This is a genomic window from Halobacteria archaeon AArc-dxtr1 (genome assembly GCA_025517425.1).
Taxonomy (GTDB): Archaea; Halobacteriota; Halobacteria; order Halobacteriales; family Natrialbaceae; genus Halostagnicola.
This window is the reverse complement of record JAOPJY010000001.1, coordinates 1,420,842-1,438,474: the sequence shown is the minus strand read 5'-3', so window position 1 is coordinate 1,438,474 and position 17,633 is coordinate 1,420,842. Positions and strand designations below refer to the sequence as shown.

21 protein-coding genes are annotated in these 17,633 nt (G+C 64.7%); 13 read left to right on the top strand and 8 right to left on the bottom strand.

Annotated elements, in window-relative coordinates:
* Positions 1-16: 16 nt before the first annotated feature.
* Complete coding sequence (locus OB905_07430; GenBank protein MCU4925813.1) at positions 17-1,636, bottom strand: FAD-dependent oxidoreductase; 1,620 nt, start codon at positions 1,634-1,636, stop codon at positions 17-19.
* 152 nt (positions 1,637-1,788) lie between these two features.
* Between OB905_07430 and thpR the strand changes: the two genes are divergently transcribed.
* The 4 genes from thpR (at position 1,789) to OB905_07410 (ending at position 3,572) form a co-directional block, all read left to right on the top strand.
* Positions 1,789-2,346, top strand: a complete 558-nt coding sequence (thpR, locus tag OB905_07425; GenBank protein MCU4925812.1) for an RNA 2',3'-cyclic phosphodiesterase — start codon at positions 1,789-1,791, stop codon at positions 2,344-2,346.
* Between the two features lie 125 nt (positions 2,347-2,471).
* Positions 2,472-2,624, top strand: a complete 153-nt coding sequence (locus tag OB905_07420; GenBank protein MCU4925811.1) for a 50S ribosomal protein L39e — start codon at positions 2,472-2,474, stop codon at positions 2,622-2,624.
* A gap of 2 nt (positions 2,625-2,626) precedes the next feature.
* A complete protein-coding gene (locus OB905_07415; protein MCU4925810.1) occupies positions 2,627-2,905 on the top strand; it encodes a 50S ribosomal protein L31e in 279 nt (92 codons plus the stop codon).
* Between the two features lies 1 nt (position 2,906).
* Positions 2,907-3,572, top strand: a complete 666-nt coding sequence (locus OB905_07410; GenBank protein MCU4925809.1) for a translation initiation factor IF-6 — start codon at positions 2,907-2,909, stop codon at positions 3,570-3,572.
* Positions 3,573-3,712: 140 nt separating this feature from the next.
* Here OB905_07410 and OB905_07405 read toward each other — a convergent pair whose 3' ends face one another.
* Positions 3,713-3,940, bottom strand: coding sequence for a DUF2892 domain-containing protein (locus OB905_07405; GenBank protein MCU4925808.1), 228 nt, complete (start codon positions 3,938-3,940; stop codon positions 3,713-3,715).
* A gap of 223 nt (positions 3,941-4,163) precedes the next feature.
* Between OB905_07405 and OB905_07400 the strand changes: the two genes are divergently transcribed.
* Entirely contained in the window at positions 4,164-4,367 is a 204-nt protein-coding gene (locus OB905_07400; GenBank protein ID MCU4925807.1) for a hypothetical protein, read from the top strand.
* Positions 4,368-4,438: 71 nt separating this feature from the next.
* Here OB905_07400 and OB905_07395 read toward each other — a convergent pair whose 3' ends face one another.
* Positions 4,439-5,356 (bottom strand): AEC family transporter, encoded by a 918-nt coding sequence (locus OB905_07395; protein ID MCU4925806.1) that lies wholly within the window; start codon positions 5,354-5,356, stop codon positions 4,439-4,441.
* A 166-nt stretch (positions 5,357-5,522) separates the two neighbouring features.
* Here OB905_07395 and pfdA point away from each other — a divergent pair, with 166 nt between their 5' ends.
* On the top strand, positions 5,523-5,975 hold the full coding sequence (gene pfdA / locus OB905_07390; GenBank protein ID MCU4925805.1) for a prefoldin subunit alpha: 453 nt from the start codon (positions 5,523-5,525) through the stop codon (positions 5,973-5,975).
* An 11-nt stretch (positions 5,976-5,986) separates the two neighbouring features.
* Positions 5,987-7,309 carry a signal recognition particle-docking protein FtsY gene (gene ftsY, locus OB905_07385; protein MCU4925804.1) on the top strand — a complete coding sequence of 441 codons (1,323 nt, stop codon included), beginning with the start codon at positions 5,987-5,989 and terminating at the stop codon, positions 7,307-7,309.
* 6 nt (positions 7,310-7,315) lie between these two features.
* On the opposite strand, the gene OB905_07380 is transcribed toward ftsY, so the two are convergent.
* The gene (locus OB905_07380; protein MCU4925803.1) at positions 7,316-7,570 is read right to left on the bottom strand and encodes an amphi-Trp domain-containing protein; all 255 of its coding nucleotides are present in this window, start codon (positions 7,568-7,570) and stop codon (positions 7,316-7,318) included.
* 151 nt (positions 7,571-7,721) lie between these two features.
* Here OB905_07380 and thiE point away from each other — a divergent pair, with 151 nt between their 5' ends.
* A complete protein-coding gene (thiE, locus tag OB905_07375; protein MCU4925802.1) occupies positions 7,722-8,390 on the top strand; it encodes a thiamine phosphate synthase in 669 nt (222 codons plus the stop codon).
* Positions 8,383-9,243 (top strand): hydroxyethylthiazole kinase, encoded by an 861-nt coding sequence (gene thiM, locus OB905_07370; GenBank protein MCU4925801.1) that lies wholly within the window; start codon positions 8,383-8,385, stop codon positions 9,241-9,243. Before thiE ends, thiM begins: the two co-directional genes overlap by 8 nt.
* Positions 9,244-9,295: 52 nt before the next feature.
* Here the strand turns inward: thiM and OB905_07365 are convergent, their stop codons facing one another.
* Positions 9,296-9,925: a rubrerythrin family protein gene (locus OB905_07365; protein ID MCU4925800.1), complete on the bottom strand. Its 630-nt coding sequence runs from the start codon at positions 9,923-9,925 to the stop codon at positions 9,296-9,298.
* A gap of 133 nt (positions 9,926-10,058) precedes the next feature.
* Here OB905_07365 and OB905_07360 point away from each other — a divergent pair, with 133 nt between their 5' ends.
* Positions 10,059-11,339: a polysaccharide deacetylase family protein gene (locus OB905_07360; protein MCU4925799.1), complete on the top strand. Its 1,281-nt coding sequence runs from the start codon at positions 10,059-10,061 to the stop codon at positions 11,337-11,339.
* A 209-nt stretch (positions 11,340-11,548) separates the two neighbouring features.
* On the opposite strand, the gene OB905_07355 is transcribed toward OB905_07360, so the two are convergent.
* Positions 11,549-12,415, bottom strand: a complete 867-nt coding sequence (locus tag OB905_07355) for a sulfurtransferase (GenBank protein ID MCU4925798.1) — start codon at positions 12,413-12,415, stop codon at positions 11,549-11,551.
* 293 nt (positions 12,416-12,708) lie between these two features.
* Between OB905_07355 and OB905_07350 the strand changes: the two genes are divergently transcribed.
* The gene (locus OB905_07350) at positions 12,709-13,503 is read left to right on the top strand and encodes a sulfurtransferase (GenBank protein MCU4925797.1); all 795 of its coding nucleotides are present in this window, start codon (positions 12,709-12,711) and stop codon (positions 13,501-13,503) included.
* A gap of 48 nt (positions 13,504-13,551) precedes the next feature.
* Here OB905_07350 and OB905_07345 read toward each other — a convergent pair whose 3' ends face one another.
* Together OB905_07345 and OB905_07340 are read right to left on the bottom strand one after the other, a co-directional pair.
* Positions 13,552-15,009, bottom strand: a complete 1,458-nt coding sequence (locus OB905_07345) for a dihydrolipoyl dehydrogenase (GenBank protein ID MCU4925796.1) — start codon at positions 15,007-15,009, stop codon at positions 13,552-13,554.
* 132 nt (positions 15,010-15,141) lie between these two features.
* Positions 15,142-15,345 (bottom strand): hypothetical protein, encoded by a 204-nt coding sequence (locus tag OB905_07340; protein MCU4925795.1) that lies wholly within the window; start codon positions 15,343-15,345, stop codon positions 15,142-15,144.
* Between the two features lie 184 nt (positions 15,346-15,529).
* Between OB905_07340 and OB905_07335 the strand changes: the two genes are divergently transcribed.
* Positions 15,530-16,153: a hypothetical protein gene (locus OB905_07335; GenBank protein ID MCU4925794.1), complete on the top strand. Its 624-nt coding sequence runs from the start codon at positions 15,530-15,532 to the stop codon at positions 16,151-16,153.
* 63 nt (positions 16,154-16,216) lie between these two features.
* A complete protein-coding gene (locus OB905_07330) occupies positions 16,217-17,611 on the top strand; it encodes a signal recognition particle protein Srp54 (GenBank protein MCU4925793.1) in 1,395 nt (464 codons plus the stop codon).
* Positions 17,612-17,633: the final 22 nt, after the last annotated feature.

Here is a 17,633-nt window from a genome sequence, read left to right as displayed (position 1 = left end):
CCGTTTCGTTCAACCGTCAACGTCGCGGTCGGATTGCCGCGCGTAGCGACTGCGTCACTGCCGCTGGATGTGGCAGTCCGAGTCGGTACCGAAGCTGATCCTGTCGCTTGAACGGCTCGAAGATAACCGGCTCTTCGAGCTCCCAGATCCGGGCCCGGGAGCCGCGATTCCCCCGTCGGTCGAGGACGGCGTTTGCCGCCCGCCTGCCGGCCTCGTTGGCCGACTCCATCGACGCGAGATCGGCGTTCGTCCGGACGTAATCGCCTGCGAGCGTCAGATTCTCGACGCCAGTGTCTGCCCGTGGTCGGTTTCGCAGCGAGCCGGCCGTGTTGATCAACAGCGGCGAGTGGTTCTCGAGGCCGTCTTCCCCCTCGACGATCGCCGGATCGAGGAACCAGTCGACCAGTGACTCGTCGGTCAGGCGCGTCTCCGGCCCGTTCAAGTGGCGCTTGAGTTGCTCCCAGATCTCCGTGGCGACCTCCTCGCGGCTGCACTCCCGTGCTGGCTTTCCGTAGACGATCCCCGGCGTCTCCCAGTCGGAGGCGATCACCGACAGCACGCCGTCGACGCCCTCGGGCTTGCGCTCTGAGAGATCGACGTCAGTCCAGAACTGTCGCTGGGAGATGGAAGTCAGCGCCCACGGCGAGTCAGTGTAGACCTGATGGCCCCGGGTCAGGGAGACGTCCGCAGTGAGATAGAACTGGATTCCGTTCATCCAGGCGGTATCTAAGCGCTCGATTCGGGTCAGCGCCGGTGCCGCCCGACCGAGCGCTGTGGTCACGAACTGCGGTGCGACGTCGACCGGAACCGCGAGTACGTAGTCGTCACCGACCACGGTCTCGCCGTCGGCCAGCTCGACCCCCGTAATTCGGCGCCCGTCGAACGACAGCTCGCGGGCCGGCGAGCCGGTCCGAAGCTCGACACCGAGTCCCTCGAGTGCGTCCACCCAGGGATCGATCCAGGCCTCGCTGGTCGGCGCATTCAACACGCGCTCGGTCGGCCGGTTCGGATCGAGCTGTCCGAACAGCAACTGGAGGTAGATCAGCCCGATAGTGCGGGCGCTGCCGACCTGTGGTCGCAGCGCGACCAACGCTTGCGTCGCGTAAGCCAGGCGTTCCCGGAACACCTGCGAGCGGTTCTCGGCGTCGACGAACGTCCACCACGAGATCTCGTCTAGTTCCGCTTCGCGGCGCTGTTCGCAGGCGGTCAGCAGGTACAGCAGCCGTTCGAGGAGGAATCGGACGTCCCGCGCGGGCAGGTCCTCAGCGAACGCGGGGCGCAGCGCTTCGAGCCAGCCGCGGACGGTGTCCGGGCTGCGCGTCTCGGCGATCTGATCGGGGCTGTCGATCCCTGCGATCAGCGTCGACTCGGTTTCGACGAGGTTGCCCGCGACGGTTCCCGGTCCGTCGGGGATCCGCTCCATCGTCTCGATCACGTGCCGGTAGAAGGCCGGAAAGAACCGGAATCCGTGTTCGCCGTGGATGGCCGCCGGCGCGTCGGTTATCGGCTCCGACCGTGCCTTTCCGCCGAACCGGTCTGTGGCCTCCAGGACCGTCACGTCGAGTCCCCGGTCGGCGAGCTCGTGAGCCGCGGTGAGCCCACCGATTCCGCCGCCGACGACGACTACGTCCGCCATTGTCTCAGTAGTGGACCCTCAGATGCATAATGCCGACCCCTAACGGCTGCGGGAGCTGCCGCTGCTGGCGCTGTCATTGCTGGAGCGGGCACTGTTGGAGCGGGCACTGCTGGAGCCGTCACTGTTGAGTAGATAGCCGTCCGCTACTACGTATGCGCCTCTTCGTCAGCGTCGATCTTCCCGACGCCTTCGCGGAGCCAGTCGCCGACCTGCAAGCCGAGTTCGACGCCGCAAGTGGGCTGAATTTCACCACCCCTGAGCAGGCCCACGTTACCCTCAAATTCCTCGGCGATGTCGACGAGGATCGGCTGCCCGCACTCCGGTCGGAACTCGCCGCGGCCGTCGAGGAAAGCGGTGTGTCCCCCTTCAGCGCCCGCTACGGCGGTCTCGGCGTCTTCCCTGATCTCGAGTACATCAGCGTGCTCTGGCTCGGTGTCGAGCGCGGCGGGCCGCAGTTGACCCGGCTCCACGAGGCGATCGAAATGCGGACGACGGAAATGGGGTTCGACGCCGAGTCCCACGACTTCACGCCCCACGTTACGCTGGCGCGGATGGAACACGCAGCCGGCAAGGAGCTTGTCCAAGAACTCGTTCGGGAGCGCGAACCGACCGTCGGCGAAACTCGGGTCGAGGAGATCCGCCTCACTGAGAGCACCCTCACGGCAGCTGGACCGCGCTACGAGACCGTCGAACGTTTTTCGCTCGACTGAGGTGGCTTGCTGGCGCTTACGCCCTCTGGAGAGCGGCCGTCGAGCGGCCGAACCCCCGAGACGTCTGCCTGTCGGGGGAACGGATGAACAAGATTTTAAGCCAGCGTGGGCTACGTGCGGCCACTATGGGGAAAAAGTCCAAGGGCAAGAAGAAGCGTCTTGCCAAACTCGAGAACCAGAACAGCCGCGTTCCGGCCTGGGTCATGCTCAAGACGGACATGAACGTACAGCGAAACCCGAAACGACGCAACTGGCGTCGTAGCGACACCGACGAGTAATCATGAGTACATCCGATTTCGAAGAACGCGTCGTGACGGTCCCGCTACGGGACGTCAAGAAGGGAGCCAACCACGAGGCTGCAGATCGCGCGATGACGATCGTCCGCGAGCACCTCGCGAAACACTTCTCGGTCGACGAGTCTGCGGTCCGCTTAGACCCCTCGATCAACGAGACGGTCTGGGAGGGCGGCAGAGCCAACCCGCCACGCAAGCTCCGCGTCCGTGCGGCACGCTTCGACGAGGCGGGAGAGGCCGTCGTCGAGGCCGAGGTCGCCGAGTAACTTGCAGCGCGCATCGTTTGTCGGGTCGTCGTACGTCGGCGTCTTCGCCCGAGCGACGGATACCTGCCTACTCGTCAGACCCGACGCCGACGACGACCTCGTGGCGAGTCTGGCCGACGAACTCGCCGTCCCTGCCGTCGAGACGACGCTCGCCGGCTCCTCGACAGTCGGCGCGTTAGCCACCGGCAACGAGAACGGGCTGTTGGTCAGTGCCCGCGTACTCGACTACGAGCGCGAGCGCCTGGAGTCAGCTATCGACGTCCCCGTCACGGAGCTCCCGGGCAGCATCAACGCCGCCGGGAACGTCGTGTTGGCGAACGATTACGGCGCCTACGTCCATCCCGATCTGTCCCGAGAGGTAGTCAAGCTCATCAAAGACACGCTCGAGGTCCCCGTCGAACGCGGCGACTTCGCAGGCGTCCGCACCGTCGGGACGGCCGCCGTCGCGAACAACACCGGTGTCCTCTGCCATCCGAAGGCGACCGACGCCGAACTCGATCACGTAGAGGACGTGTTAGACGTCCGCGCCGACGTCGGCACGGTCAACTACGGCGCACCCCTCGTCGGTTCCGGGCTGCTCGCCAACGAGTCGGGCTACGTCGTCGGCGAAGATACCACCGGTCCCGAACTGGGCCGAATCGAGGACGCGCTCGGCTACATCGACTGAGCACGTTCGCTCCGGTTGCTCGGTAGTGGTCTTGTCGTCGTCTCGGTAACGGTGGGCCGATCGCAACGATTGCCGTCCGTTCTCACGGCCGGCTTTTTCTCTCGTGCGTTCTCGTCTCGGTCTCGAACGAAACAGGTCCCTTACTCGTCTCTGGTGACTGGGCAGGTATCGATCCCCAGCAGTGTGTAGGCGCCACAGTACTGGATGGCTGCAGTGGCGAGCAACACGATCGCCACGATGCCCAGAATCGGCGCGGCTAGCATCGGCAGTGAGACGATATCGGCGAGGATTGCGAGCGAAACGATACCTGCAAGCGCACCGAGAGCGATCCGAATCGATCGGTCTGTCTGGCCAACGTTTGTGTCCATATCCCTACCAAGGAACCAATATGATATAAATGTGGTGTTGGAAAAACTCTACACTACTGATCCGTCTAGGCGTCGATCTCGAGCTGAGGCGGATCGAGGACGCGCTCGGCTATCCGGACTGAATGGGCATGTTTCCGGCGTGCTTGCTCTTTTTTGTGTCTGCAAGCCGAACGCATTTTCATGGGTTCGTCATACCATCGGTGGGCGTGTGCCCTGAGAACCCATGACTGACGAGACACGCGGCCCACACTGGCCGACGATGGACCGTAGACGAACGATCCAACTCTCCGGACTTCTGGCAACCGGCTCGATGGCCGCACTCGCCGGCTGCGGCGACGAAGGGCCCGGTGATCCCGAGGAAGAAGAGCCGATGGACCCCGAAGAGGAAGAGCCGGCAGACCCCGAGGAGGAAGAAGAGACGGCGTAGCGCCTGGCCGTACTGTGCGTGGGATCTGAGGGTGTACAGTTTGCGCTCGGGTCGGGTTTTGATTGCTGGCCTCACCCGAGGATCGTCACGAGCACGAGCAGCGTCCCGATCGAGGCGACTGTCGTCGTGAACACGTTCAGCGACGCGAACGCCTCGTCCCCGCCGAGTTCGCTGGTGAAGACGTACGTCGAGACTGCCGTCGGGGTGCCGAGCATGACCACAGCGGCGGCGAGCGTAGACGTGTTGACCGTCAACACGGTAAAGACGAACCACGCCAGCGCGGGCATCCAGGCGAGTTTCAGCGCGAGAACGGTTCCCGCCGCCTCGACGTCGACCGACGGGAGATCGAGCTTGAGCGAGGCGCCGACACAGAGCAAGGCGAGTGGTAGCGCCAGCGAACCGACGGCGTCGAGCACTGTGACTGCGGTTCCCGGGAACTCCACACCAATCGGGCCCGCGACGAGTCCGGCCAGCAGCGCCGCGATGACGGGGTTTTTCAGGAGCCCGCGGAGGCGGGCCGCGAGCTGGGTCTCGGCGCCGTTTAGCGTCGCGAGCACGGTGACGGTAAGCGGGACCTGCACCAGTGAGAGCGTCCCGAGTATGACACTCGCGATCGCCGTCGCCTCGGCGTCTAAGGTCGCCGCCACAAGCGGGAGCCCGAGATAACCCAAATTCGAGTGATACGACTGGACGATTGCGACACTTCGGACGTCCGCCCCAGCCGAGGGGTTCCGTCGGTGGTGGATCAGCCAGGAGAGTGCAACCGTCACTCCCAGGACGAAGAGCAACCCTCCGAACAGCGCAGGCGAGAGCAACTCGCCGATCGCCTGATCGTACGTCGAGACGAAGATCAGTGCTGGTAGCGCGACGTAGTAGGCGGCGGCGTTTACCCTGTCCGTTCGGCGCGCGTCGAGCACTCCTCGCGAGCGCAGACCGATCCCGGCCAGCAACACCGCGAGCATCCCGAACAGCAGGACAAAGACCTCCATATCGCCCCGGAATCGGCTGCTACCTTTCTACCGTTCGGTTTCCCGCCGTCCGTATGTGGAAGGGAAGATTCTTCCGACTCCCCGACGGATGCGTAGCCATGGACGAGTACACGGTCCGCGGTCAGTTTCGAGCCGAGAACGGACGCATCGTCGAGGGTGAGCGCCAATGAGTAGTCAACAGCGCCTCCAGGAACTCTCCCAGCAGCTTCAGGCGATCCAGGGCGAGATCGAACACCTCCAGACGGACGTCGAGGACGTCCGCAACGAGCAGTCTGCGATCGACGAGGCGACCGAAGCGATCGAGACCCTCGAGTCGGGCTCGACGGTGCAGGTGCCACTCGGCGGCGGTGCCTACGTCCGTGCAACGATCGACGACATCGACGAGGTCATCGTCGACCTCGGCGCCGACTACGCTGCCGAATTCGACCAGCACGGCGCCGTCGACGCCTTAGAGAGCCGCAAGGAGCGCCTCGACGACCGCATCGACGAGCTCAACGACGAGATCACCGAACTCGAAGGCGAGAGCACCCAGCTCGAACAGCAGGCCCAGCAGCTCCAGCAGCAGGCGATGCAACAGCAGATGCAGGGGATGGGGCAGGGCCCGAGCCCGGACGAGTAAGGGGCTGACCCATGTTCGATAACCTGAAAGAAAAACTCGGCAGCTTCCGGAGCGACGCGACGGAGGCGGCCGAAGAGAACGTCGAACCGGTCGCAGACGACGAGGACGCGCCAGTCGCAGACGAGGCCGACGCGGACGACGTTCCCGCCGAAGAGACCGCCTATCAGGGGAGCGCCGACGCGGATGCCGCCGTCGAGTCCCCTGACGAGGCGACTGACGACGACGGAACCAGCGATTCGTCCACGGATGTCTCGTCGGGTGCCGACGAGACGCCCGCCTCGGCCGCGGCCAGCGAGGCGTCCACACCGGCTCCGACAGATGGGTCTGCCACGACGGAGCCCGATTCGACTGTCGACACCGCAGACGACGAGCCCGCGACCGCCGAGCCGGTTGACGATGCGGATGATTCCGACGAGACGGACGACGCTGACGAGGCAGACTCCGGCACCAGCTTCGGTCGGAAGGCGAAATCTCTCGTTCGCGGGAAGTTCGTCATCGAAGAGGAGGATCTCGAAGGTCCCCTCCAGGAGCTCGAACTCGCCTTGCTCTCCGCTGACGTCGAACTCGGCGTCGCCGAGGAGATCACCGACTCGATCCGCGACGAACTCGTCGGCGAGACCCGGACGTTTACGACCTCGACCGGTGACGTCGTCGAGGAGGCGCTCAAAGACGCCATCCTCGAGGTCATCAGCGTCGGCCAGTTCGATTTCGACGAGCGCATCGCCGTCGAGGACAAACCCGTCGTCATCATCTTCACCGGCGTCAACGGCGTCGGCAAGACGACCTCGATCGCGAAGCTCGATCGCTACTTCGAAGAACGCGGCTACTCGACGGTGATGGCAAACGGCGACACCTACCGTGCCGGCGCGAACGAGCAGATCAGAGAGCACGCCGAGGCACGAGACTCCAAGCTAATCGCCCACGAACAGGGCGGTGACCCCGCCGCGGTGCTCTACGACGCCGTCGAGTACGCCGAAGCCAACGACATCGACGTCGTCTTAGGCGACACGGCGGGTCGGCTCCACACCGACGAGGGGCTGATGGACCAACTCGAGAAGATCGGCCGCGTCGTCGGCCCGGATATGACGCTGTTCGTCGACGAAGCGGTCGCCGGCCAGGACGCCGTCAACCGCGCCCGGGAGTTCAACGAGGCTGCCGAAATCGACGGCGCGATCCTGACGAAAGCCGACGCCGACTCCAACGGTGGGGCGGCGATCTCGATCGCCCACGTCACGGGGAAGCCGATTCTCTTCCTCGGCGTCGGCCAGGAGTATCCCGACATCGAGCGGTTCGACCCCGACGAGATGGTCGATCGGCTGCTCGAAGACGAGTAACTCGGACTACTCTTCTTCGGCTTTCTCTCGCTTCCAGGACAGTTTCACCGTGATCTCCTCGCTGTGACCACCGAGCATCGGTGAGCGCTCCTGCGTCTCGATGTCGTAGTTCAACACCGACGCCGGGGTGAGCGTCACCATCTTGTTGCCCACACGCACGTCGGCCGTTCCGTCGCTGTCGAGTTCTCGTGCGAGCTCCTGTAGCCGCGCTGCTGCGGACTCTCTTGCCAACTCTTCCTCGTGGCTGGTCGTGTCGCCCATGGGTCGTATCCACCGATCGGCCGGATATAGGTTGGGCTCGAATGGGCAGGGTCGGTGAGTTGACGTCCGATTATCCAGTTTCTCGGCTCGGTCTCTCTCCCAACTATCCGGGACCGAAGCGCCTTTCGGCCCGCCGCGCGCCGTCTCCATCATGAACCCAGCCGGCTGGGAAACCTACCTCGTCACGCAGGCGTCGCTCTCGCGCGGCCGGACGACTCCCGAGGTCGTCGCCGACGCGATCGCAGGCGGCGTCGACGCTGTCCAGCTCCGGGAGAAAGACGCCGACGCGGCCGTCAGATACGATCAGGGCCGCGAACTCCGTGAGCTGACCGCCGAGGCGACCGTTCCGCTGCTCGTCAACGATCGTGTCGACATCGCGCGGGCAATCGACGCCGACGGCGTCCACGTCGGCCAGTCCGATCTCCCCGTCCCTGTCGTCCGCGACCTGCTCGGCCCGGACGCGATCGTCGGCTGCTCGACGTCGACCGTCGCGGAAGCTCGGCGAGCGGAAGCCGCCGGCGCCGACTACCTCGGCGTCGGAACGATCTACGGTACCGGTTCGAAAGATGTCGATCCGGCCAAAGACAACGTCGGCCCCGGACGAGTCGCCGAAATCGCCGACGCGGTCTCGATCCCGATCGTCGGCATCGGCGGTATCACCGCGGCAAACGCTGGCCCGGTCGTCCGGGCCGGAGCTGCCGGCGTTGCCGTCATCTCGGAGATCACCGCCGCCGGCGATCCGCAGGCGGCGACCGCGGATCTCGCCGATGCCGTCGAAACCGCCAAGGAAGCGGCGCACGGAGGTGCGCGTGATGACTGACTCGAGCGACGCTTCCGGCGCCGTCGACGCTCCTGGCGACGACCTCGCGGACTCCCTGCGAACGCTCACAGAGCGCGAGCCTCTCGTCCAGCAGCTGACGAACACGGTCACGATGAACGACGCGGCGAACATCGTCCTCCACTGGGGGGCACTCCCGGTGATGGCCGACTCGCCCGGCGACGCCGGCGAGATGGCCGAACTCGCCGACGCTGTCCTCTGTAACGTCGGCCAGGTCCCCGAGCGCAAGGTCGAGGCCATGCACGAGGCCGCGCAGGTAGCCGACGAGCGCGGCGTCCCGATCGTTCTCGATCCCGTCGGTGTGGGCTCGACGGCGACCCGACAGGCCGTCGCCGAGTCGCTGCTCGAGACGGTCGACTTCGCCATCATCAAGGGCAACTACGGCGAGATCAGCGCGCTCGCGGGCGTCGAGGCGGACGTCAAGGGCGTCGAATCCGTCGGCGACTACGACGCGATCGAAGACACGGCTGCCTCGCTGGCGGAGTCGACTGGTTCGGTCGTCGTTGCCTCCGGGATGACGGATATCGTCGCCGCGCCGGGAGCCGAGGACCCCGTCCGGATCGATGCGGGCCACGAGCTGCTGGGATCGGTCGTCGGCACCGGTTGTATGCTCGGTGCGACCCTTGCAGCCTTCTGTGGCGCGCTCGACGATCCGTTCCGGGCCGCCCGTCACGGCACGCTCGCGTTCGGACTGGCCGGCGAGCGCGCGGCCGAGGGCGACGTTTCTGGCCCAGCGAGCTACCGGACGCAGTTTCACGACGCCGTGTACGGATTTGACGCTGACGCGGCGGCGTCCGACACCGGGTTCGCGGGGCGGTTCGAGCGTCTCGACTGAGCACGTTGTCGGACCGAACTGACGGCGTTGGAACGGACAGGAAAATGACCCCTCAACAGACCGGCTTCGGATTCGCGCCTAGTTCCTCTAGGTTCGCGACGTACTCGCCGTAGGCTGCCTCGATCGCGCCGGTTGCGGCCTCGACGGCACGCTCGCGGTCTTGTGCGTCGTCACAGACGGTCCCGAGAAGTTCTTCTGTGAGTTCGAGCTGTTCGTCTAAATCCTCGCCGAACTCACGGAACAGGCTCGCCGTCGTCGGATCTGCGTTGCCGACGAAGTAGCCGACGACCTGGTCTTTCGAGCGCTCGCTGGCCAGAATTCGGCCGACGAGCCCGCCGACGCGCTCGACGGTCGACTCGAGGTCGCGGAGGTACTCGTGTAGCGCCGGCACTCGGTCGGGTTCGTAGTCGTCGAGGCGCTCCCCTACTGTCTGGTAGTGACCCCGTTCCTGCTCGGCGATCCGGTCGAAAGCCTCGCGTACCGCCTCCTCGCTTGCCTCTTCGGCCCACCCATCGAACGTCTGCCAGGCGGCGTACTCGGCATCGGCCGTCGCTTGCAACACCGGCGCTGTCTCTATTTCGCCGCCGGTTGTGGCGTACAGCGACTTCGAGGAGCCGAGTCGAGAAAGGGGGGTGCGGTTGTCCTCGCGAACGTGCTCGATGACGGATTCGGCGTTGCTCATACCCGTCGTTCGGTTGGCCCCGAGTTAGGTGTGTCGTGACGCAGGGTCGTCGCTCGAATGGACTGGCTTCGGTTCTCATCCTCTCGGTAACTCGGCTATAACAATTTGCATCACACGACTGTACTGAATCGGTATGCATCGACGCAGATATCTCCTCACCGCCGCGGCCGGAACGGCTGCGGTTGCCGGCTGCCTCGGCGCCGGCGACGATGAGCCCACTGACGACACCAGCGCCGACGACGGTAACGGATCCGGCGGCAGTGGATCTGGTGGATCCGGATCGAACGAAAACGGCTCCGATGACAACGACGATGATGACGGATCCTCGAACGGCTCCGACGGCGTCGAGCCGGGAACGTTCGACGACTTCTCGGATCCGTCGCTGTGGTCGATCGAGGCCGGAACGATGTCGATCGCAGACGACCGGTCGTACACCGACTCGCCTGCGCTCATGCTCGAGGCAGGTCTGTTCGACGACCAGATTCGCCTCTCTCGGTCGTTCGACGACCCTCTCGATCTCACGGGGTTGGCCCCTGGGCTCGCGCTTGCGACCGACGGCGATGTCAATCCCGACATCCAGCTCACCGACAGCGATGGCGACCAGGTCGAGTACCGGGGACGGGTCCGTTCCGACCTCCCGCTCATGCGCTGTCAGTTCGGCGTCAACGAGGTCGTCGGCGACCCCGACCTCTCCGACATTACGTCGATCCAGATCACAGCCTGGGCGGGCGACGGAAAGGAGAAGCGATTCTGGTGTGATGACCTCCACTTCGTACCGAAACCCGACACGGGGACGGTCCTTCTCCAGTTCGATTATGGACGAGAAGCCATCTACGAAGACGTCTATCCGGTCTTGCGACACTACGATCTGCCCGCTACGGCGTTCGTCAACACCGACTTCGTCGGTGCCGAGGGGCGAATGGACGAGGACCAACTCACCGAACTGCAGGACGACGGCTGGGTGATCGGGAGCCAGGGCCCCACTCAGATGTCGCTGACGGAGGTCGACGATCCGGACGCGACGCTCGAAGCCTCCAGAGAGTGGCTCGAAGAGCACGGCTTCGAGGAGGGGGCGAACTACCTCTCGTATCCCCTCGGCCGATACGACGCCAACGTCCTCGAAGCCGCCGGATCGGTCCACGACCTTGCATTCGGTGGTGGACGCCCCGGTCACGGGTACCTCGCGAACCCACAGCTCTGTCCCCGAATCGGGAATCCCGATGCTGACCGGGCGCGCGACGTCTTGGAGCGGACCGCGGAGTGGAACGGCATCACGACGATCTACTACAACGATCTCGGTGCTAGATCCCTCGCCGAATTACAGGAGACGGTCGCCGACATTCGGGAGCTGGTAGACGACGGCGACCTGGAAGTCGCCCTCCCCGGTGATCTCACGGAGTACGTGTACGAGTAGCGCGCCGTAATCCGCCGTCCTCTGTGTGCGATAATTCGAAGCGTCGTCGTCGTACGGTCCGAAAAAACGCTTCTCTCGCCCTGTTTCGCGGGTCAGCGGTGCCTCCTTGCTCCACTTCGAGGCTTCGTTCGCGTCGCTCACTCACCCTCGCCTTGTTTCGCGGGTCGGCAGTGCCTCCCCGCTCCACTTCGAGGGCTCCCTCACTCCGTTCAGTCGCCCTCGCCTTTCTCTACAGGCGCGTTGACAAGGTTCCCCCACTCCGTCCAGGAACCGTCGTAGTTGACAGCGTCCTCGTAGCCCAGCAGCTCGTGCAGGGCGAACCAGGCGACCGAGGAGCGCTCGCCGATGCGGCAGTAGGCGACGGTCGTCCCCTCGCCGTCGATTCCCTCCTCACCGTACAGCTCCTCGAGTTCCTCGCGAGATTTGAACAGTCCGTCGTCGTCCGTGACGGCCGCCCACGAGATGTTCTTCGCACCCGGGATGTGGCCGCCGCGCTGGGCGGTCTCCTGGAGGCCCGGCGGGGCGAGAATCTCGCCGCGGTACTCCTCGGGAGAGCGAACGTCGACGAGGGGCACGCCGCGATCGATCGCCTTCTCGACGTCGTCGCGGTAGGCACGGATGCTCTCACGTGGACCGGAGGCCTCGTACTCGGTCTCGGAGAAGTCGGGCTCCTCGTCGGTCGTCGGGTAGTCGTTCTCGAGCCAGTACTCGCGGCCGCCGTCTAACAGGTAGACCTCGTCGTGGCCGTAGTACTTGAGCTGCCAGTAGGTGTAGGCGGCGAACCAGTTTGCGTTGTCGCCATAGAGGACCACCGTGTCGTCTTCGCTGATCCCGTGGCTGCCAAGCAGCTCTTCGAAGTCTTCTTTTTCTAAGATGTCACGTCGGGTCTGATCCTGGAGCTGTGTCTCCCAGTTGAAGCCGATTGCGCCGGGCGCGTGGGCCTCGTCGTACGATTCCGTGTCGACGTCGACCTCGACCAGCCGCAGGTTCGAATCGTCGTCCTGGAAGTCGTCGAGTCGCTCTGCTACCCAGTCGGCCGTGACGAGCACGTCGTTCGCGTAGTCGTTTGCTGCCATACTCGACTCGACGCCCCCCATTCACTAAGTGCCACCTCAACCGGACAATTCGGTCAGCGGTGTGTCCTGTGGGTCAGTCTTGCCGGTGTTTCGGTCGGCCTCGCAACGGTCCAGTGGGACGGAACATACGACCTATACCGCCAAACGCCCCCGAACGGGGGCGGTCACCCGTTCAATCGAATCCCGACCGACCGGCCGTCCTTGTCCCGGCAGATATTGTCGCCACCCCGTCTCGGCTGAGAGCGGTGCCGGAACCGACGCCCCTTCGGCCCCCCGGTTCGTTCGTCGACCCGATGGACGAAGCCCACGTTGTCTCGCCGGAGTGGCTCGAAGAGCGCCTCGCGGAGCCCGATCTCCGCGTCGTCGACGTCAGGGACGCCTGGGAGTTCGACGGCATCGGCCACGTGCCGGGTGCGGTCAGCATCCCCTTCGGCAGCTATCGCGACGAGACCGGCGACGAGCCCGGAACCCTCCCGGGCGCCGAGGCGTTCGCCGACCTGCTCGGAGCCGCCGGCATCCAGCCCGAGGATACGATCGTTGCCTACGACGACACCCACGGCGTCTTCGCGGCCCGGTTCGTGCTCACTGCGCGTGTCTACGGGCATGCGGACGTCCGCCTGTTAGACGGCGACTACAGCGCCTGGAATCGCGCCTTCGAGACGACGACCGAGGCCACCGAGGTCGACTCCAGCACCTACGAAACCGACCCCGTCTCACCCGCCGAGAGCCCGCTCGTCGACCGTGAGTACGTCGAGAAGGCGATCGATCGGGGCGTCCTGCTCGTCGACACGCGCGAACCCGACGAGTTCGCCGAGGCTCACCTCCCCGGTGCCGTCCGGTTCGACTGGCGAGAAGTCGTCGACGACGGGGCCCGCCGCCTCAAACCCGAGGCCGAACTCGAGACGCTACTCACAGACCACGGCATTCTGCCCGATCGCGAAATCGTCCTCTACTGCAACACCGCCCGCCGGATCAGCCACACTTACGTCGTCCTGCGTGCGCTCGGCTACGAGAACCTCGCCTTCTACGAAGGCAGCCTCACCGACTGGCTCGCCGGCAATGGGCCAGTCGAAACCGGCGACACGTAGGGCCAAGACGGCACGGACGCCGAATCGACCTGTGGCCTGTCTGCCTCTTCACTCACCGGCCACGTCCTGCCAGTCCGGCGCAGTCGAGTACGTAACGCCTGCAAGATCATCGACTGCCTTCCCCAACACCTCGTTTAGTGCCGGGTGGACGCGGACGACGTCGGCGAGCGCGTCGACCGTCCCCTCGCCACGCCGGACGAATCCGGCGACCTCGTGGATCAGCGTCGACGCCTGCGGGCCGACGACGTGACAGCCAAGCACCTCTCCGTCAGGCGCTGCGAGAATTTTTACGAACCCATCGTCGGGATCGAGCACCATCCCCATTGGGGCGGCGACGTACTCCACGGTCACCGACTCATACTCTCGCTCTGCCTCCTGAAGCGCCGACTCGGTCTCGCCGACGCTCGCGACCTGCGGCGAGGTGAAGATGGCGTGTGGAACACCCGCGTAGTCGACCGTCTCCGCCGCCGACTCGATGACGTTCGCCGCAACGATTTCGGACTCGTAGTCGGCGACGTGTTTGAACGGATACTCGCCTGTGACGTCGCCGAGCGCCCAGATCCTCTCGACGTCGGTCTCGAGCCGGTCGTCCACCGCGATCGAGCCGTCGTCTTCGGGCTCGAGGCCGGTCGCTTCGAGGTCGAGCAGGTCCGTGTTCGGTTTCCGGCCCGCGGCAACCAGGAGTTGGTTGGCTTCGATGGTCTCTGACTCCTCGCCTGAGACGCCCTCGATCGTCACCGAGACGCCGTCCCCGTCCTCTGCCACTGCTGACGCCTCGTATCCCGTGTAGAGCTCGCAGTACTCCGCGAGCGACCGCTCGACCACCTCGCTTGCGGCCTCGTCCTCGCGGGGGACCAGATGGTCGCTCCGACCGACGATCGAAACCTGGGTGCCTACCGCGCCGAAGAAGTAGCCGAGCTCGGCGCCGATGTAGCCGCCACCGACGATCACCAGACTGTCGGGGCGCTCTTCGAGATAGAGTGCGTCGTCACTGGTGAGGTAGTCGACCGCATCAAGGCCGTCGATCGGCGGCGCTGCCGGCCGGGAGCCGACCGCGACGACGACGTGTTCGCCCCGGATTCGCTCGCGGTCATTGCCCTCGTCATCATCCCCTCTCAACGTCTCGAGATCGTCGGCGAGTTCGATCGTGCGCTCGTCGACGAACCGGCCGGCAGCCTCGTAGAGCGTGACGTGTTCTGCCTCCGAGAGCGCTTCGCGCTGGTTTTCGGCCTTCTCGAAGACCGTCTCGTGCACCGAGGTCGTAATCTCGTCGTACCGAACGTCCTCGACGGCGGCGTCGATGCCGAACCGGTCGGCATCCTGGATCTCCGTTATCAGATCCGCGCGGTGGATCAGCGCCTTCGTCGGCACGCACCCTCTGGTGATACAGGCGCCGCCCAGCGGGCCGGGCTCGACGACGGCTGCCTCGTACCCTGCCTCGGCCGCGGCGGTGGCCACCTGCGAGCCTGATCCGCCGCCGAGAACGACGACGCCGTACTCTTTCATGTGCCGTCCGTCCACGGGCGGCGTCAAATAACTGGGGCGGTGTGGCGGTTGCTCGTGCCAGCACACTCCCGAAATTCCCGGCGTCGCCGTCGTGGACGCGACGTAGTCTCGAGACCACAACAGCTTGGCAGGTCAGAGCCAGTCGTCTCGTTCGTCTTTCCCCTCGTAGTACGTCTCGAGCGCCGTCGCGAGGTTCGAGAGCGCCGCCTCCTCGGTTTTCCCCTGGCTGGAGATCCCCGTCTTCGAATCCTCCGCAACGTAGAGCCCGTCCTCGTTGGTGACGGTGATCGACTCGTCCTCGGCGAGTTCGACCGTGGTTCGCCTATCGCTCGTCATACCCGATACTCTCTCTGACAGAGCCAAGTATCTGCTGACAGCGGCGTTGAGATTGCCGACAGTTCGTCGAACGCGGCGTCTCGGTCCCCGTGACCTGACCCGGTTTTCGTCTCGCTCCAATATCGTTCACTGTTTAGTATAGTGCGTTCCAAGAGACGGTCAACAGCCAAGGTATCTCTCACGCATGAGCATCCGAATCGGGTCAGACGGTGACGACGAAGACGATGGATGGGACGAGGATGGCGATCGGTGGGGCGACGATGACGACGGTTGGGTCAACAATGGTGATGGGTGGGACAATGAAACTAGCGGCGGGGACGACGAGGGTGCGGACCGATCCTGGGTCCACAGGCTCGTCATCCCGCCGGATCTGGGCGGACTGTTCGTTCGGACTGCGCTCGCGTTCTTCCTGTTGACCCTTCTCTCTATGATTGCGCTGGTCGTGGTCTTGCTCATAGCGTCCGACGAACCGTTCGTCGATCAGCCACACCTCGAAGATCCGATCACCGGGTGGGTGTGGCTGTTGTCACTTACCGGAACGGCGGTTTCGATGGTCGGATACGTCGTCTGGTCGTTCTGGAAACAACGGCGACTGCGAGAGCGTTCCCTACACCAGCAGCCGCCGAACCACCCCGAGACGCCGCTGTATCTCCGACCCGTTCGCGCCCTGCAGATCGCTGGGACTGACAGTGACGAACTTACGGAGTACGAAAAACGCGTCCAGAAGACCGTCACCGTGCTCGTCCTCTCTCTGTTCGTCGGCTACCTCCCGGCTCGGATCGCGCTGGCCGTACTACTGGGTGTGTGAGCCTCGGTCGCTGCACTCGCTACAGAAAAAGGCTTTAACGCCGCCGTCTCGTACACCGAGCAAATGGTACTCGACGATCTCGAGAGTTCCCTGCGGGGCACTCTCGACAAACTGCGCGGCAAATCCCGCATCTCCGAGGAAGACGTCGAGGAGATCGTCAAGGAGATCCAGCGATCGCTGCTCTCCGCCGACGTCGACGTCTCCCTCGTCATGGAGCTGTCGGATAACATCAAGACGCGGGCCCTAGAGGAAGAGCCACCGGCGGGAACGCCCGCCCGGGACTTCGTCCTCCGCATCGTCTACGAGGAACTCGTCGGTCTCATCGGCGAGTCGACCGAGCTTCCCCTAGAGAAGCAGACGATCCTGCTTGCCGGTCTGCAGGGGTCGGGGAAGACCACCTCCGCCGCGAAGATGGCCTGGTGGTTCTCGACGAAAGGCCTCAAACCCGCCGTCATCCAGACCGACACCTTCCGACCCGGCGCCTACGACCAGGCCGAACAGATGGCTGGCCGCGCCGAGGTCGACTTCTACGGCAACCCGGATAACGACGACCCCGTCGAGATCGCCCGCAAGGGGCTCGAGGAGACCAGCGAGGCCGACGTCCACATCGTCGACACTGCGGGTCGCCACGCCTTAGAGGACGACTTGATCGACGAGATCGAGGAGATCGAGGGCGTCGTCGAGCCCGATACCTCGCTGCTGGTTCTCGACGCGGCGATCGGTCAGGGTGCCAAAGAGCAGGCCCAGCAGTTCGACGAGTCGATCGGCATCGACGGCGTCGTCATCACGAAACTGGATGGTACTGCCAAGGGTGGCGGGGCGCTGACCGCCGTCGACCAGACCGACTCTTCGATCGCTTTCCTTGGCACCGGTGAGGAAGTACAGGACGTCGAGCGCTTCGAGCCCGACGGCTTCATTTCGCGGCTGCTCGGGATGGGCGATCTGGGACAGCTCGCAGAGCGCGTCGAGCGCGCGATGGAGCAGACCCAGATCGAAGACGACGACTGGGACCCCGAGGACATGCTCCAGGGTCAGTTCACCCTGAACGACATGCAAAAGCAGATGGAGGCGATGAACAATATGGGGCCCCTCGATCAGGTGATGGATATGATCCCCGGCTTCGGCGGCGGGATCAAAGACCAGCTTCCCGACGACGCGATGGACGTCACCCAGGACCGGATGCGCACGTTCAGCGTCATTATGGACTCGATGACCGACGCCGAAAAGGAGTATCCCAAAGCCATCGGCGCGAGTCAGGTCGAACGGATCGCTCGGGGCTCCGGGACGAGCGAGGAGTCGGTCCGGGAGCTACTCCAGCAGTACAAGATGATGGAGCGGACGATCAAACAGTTCCAGGGGATGGGTTCCGAAAAGGAGATGCAGCGGATGATGAAGCAGATGCAAGGCGGTGGCGGTGGTGGCGGAATGGGCGGCATGGGTGGCGGCCCGTTCGGCTAACGCTCATATCGCGTTCCGTACC

Excerpts from the sequence above, each read along its gene's own strand:
- OB905_07395 (MCU4925806.1), bottom strand. The coding sequence starts at position 5,356 with ATGGAGGTCTTTGTCCTGCTGTTCGGGATGCTCGCGGTGTTGCTGGCC.
- ftsY (MCU4925804.1), top strand. The coding sequence starts at position 5,987 with ATGTTCGATAACCTGAAAGAAAAACTCGGCAGCTTCCGGAGCGACGCG.
- thpR (MCU4925812.1), top strand. The coding sequence starts at position 1,789 with ATGCGCCTCTTCGTCAGCGTCGATCTTCCCGACGCCTTCGCGGAGCCA.
- OB905_07360 (MCU4925799.1), top strand. The coding sequence starts at position 10,059 with ATGCATCGACGCAGATATCTCCTCACCGCCGCGGCCGGAACGGCTGCG.
- OB905_07355 (MCU4925798.1), bottom strand. The coding sequence starts at position 12,415 with ATGGCAGCAAACGACTACGCGAACGACGTGCTCGTCACGGCCGACTGG.
- OB905_07415 (MCU4925810.1), top strand. The coding sequence starts at position 2,627 with ATGAGTACATCCGATTTCGAAGAACGCGTCGTGACGGTCCCGCTACGG.
- OB905_07430 (MCU4925813.1), bottom strand. The coding sequence starts at position 1,636 with ATGGCGGACGTAGTCGTCGTCGGCGGCGGAATCGGTGGGCTCACCGCG.
- OB905_07340 (MCU4925795.1), bottom strand. The coding sequence starts at position 15,345 with ATGACGAGCGATAGGCGAACCACGGTCGAACTCGCCGAGGACGAGTCG.
- OB905_07345 (MCU4925796.1), bottom strand. The coding sequence starts at position 15,009 with ATGAAAGAGTACGGCGTCGTCGTTCTCGGCGGCGGATCAGGCTCGCAG.
- OB905_07405 (MCU4925808.1), bottom strand. The coding sequence starts at position 3,940 with ATGGACACAAACGTTGGCCAGACAGACCGATCGATTCGGATCGCTCTC.
- OB905_07365 (MCU4925800.1), bottom strand. The coding sequence starts at position 9,925 with ATGAGCAACGCCGAATCCGTCATCGAGCACGTTCGCGAGGACAACCGC.
- thiM (MCU4925801.1), top strand. The coding sequence starts at position 8,383 with ATGACTGACTCGAGCGACGCTTCCGGCGCCGTCGACGCTCCTGGCGAC.
- thiE (MCU4925802.1), top strand. The coding sequence starts at position 7,722 with ATGAACCCAGCCGGCTGGGAAACCTACCTCGTCACGCAGGCGTCGCTC.
- OB905_07330 (MCU4925793.1), top strand. The coding sequence starts at position 16,217 with ATGGTACTCGACGATCTCGAGAGTTCCCTGCGGGGCACTCTCGACAAA.
- pfdA (MCU4925805.1), top strand. The coding sequence starts at position 5,523 with ATGAGTAGTCAACAGCGCCTCCAGGAACTCTCCCAGCAGCTTCAGGCG.
- OB905_07380 (MCU4925803.1), bottom strand. The coding sequence starts at position 7,570 with ATGGGCGACACGACCAGCCACGAGGAAGAGTTGGCAAGAGAGTCCGCA.
- OB905_07420 (MCU4925811.1), top strand. The coding sequence starts at position 2,472 with ATGGGGAAAAAGTCCAAGGGCAAGAAGAAGCGTCTTGCCAAACTCGAG.
- OB905_07335 (MCU4925794.1), top strand. The coding sequence starts at position 15,530 with ATGAGCATCCGAATCGGGTCAGACGGTGACGACGAAGACGATGGATGG.
- OB905_07400 (MCU4925807.1), top strand. The coding sequence starts at position 4,164 with ATGACTGACGAGACACGCGGCCCACACTGGCCGACGATGGACCGTAGA.
- OB905_07350 (MCU4925797.1), top strand. The coding sequence starts at position 12,709 with ATGGACGAAGCCCACGTTGTCTCGCCGGAGTGGCTCGAAGAGCGCCTC.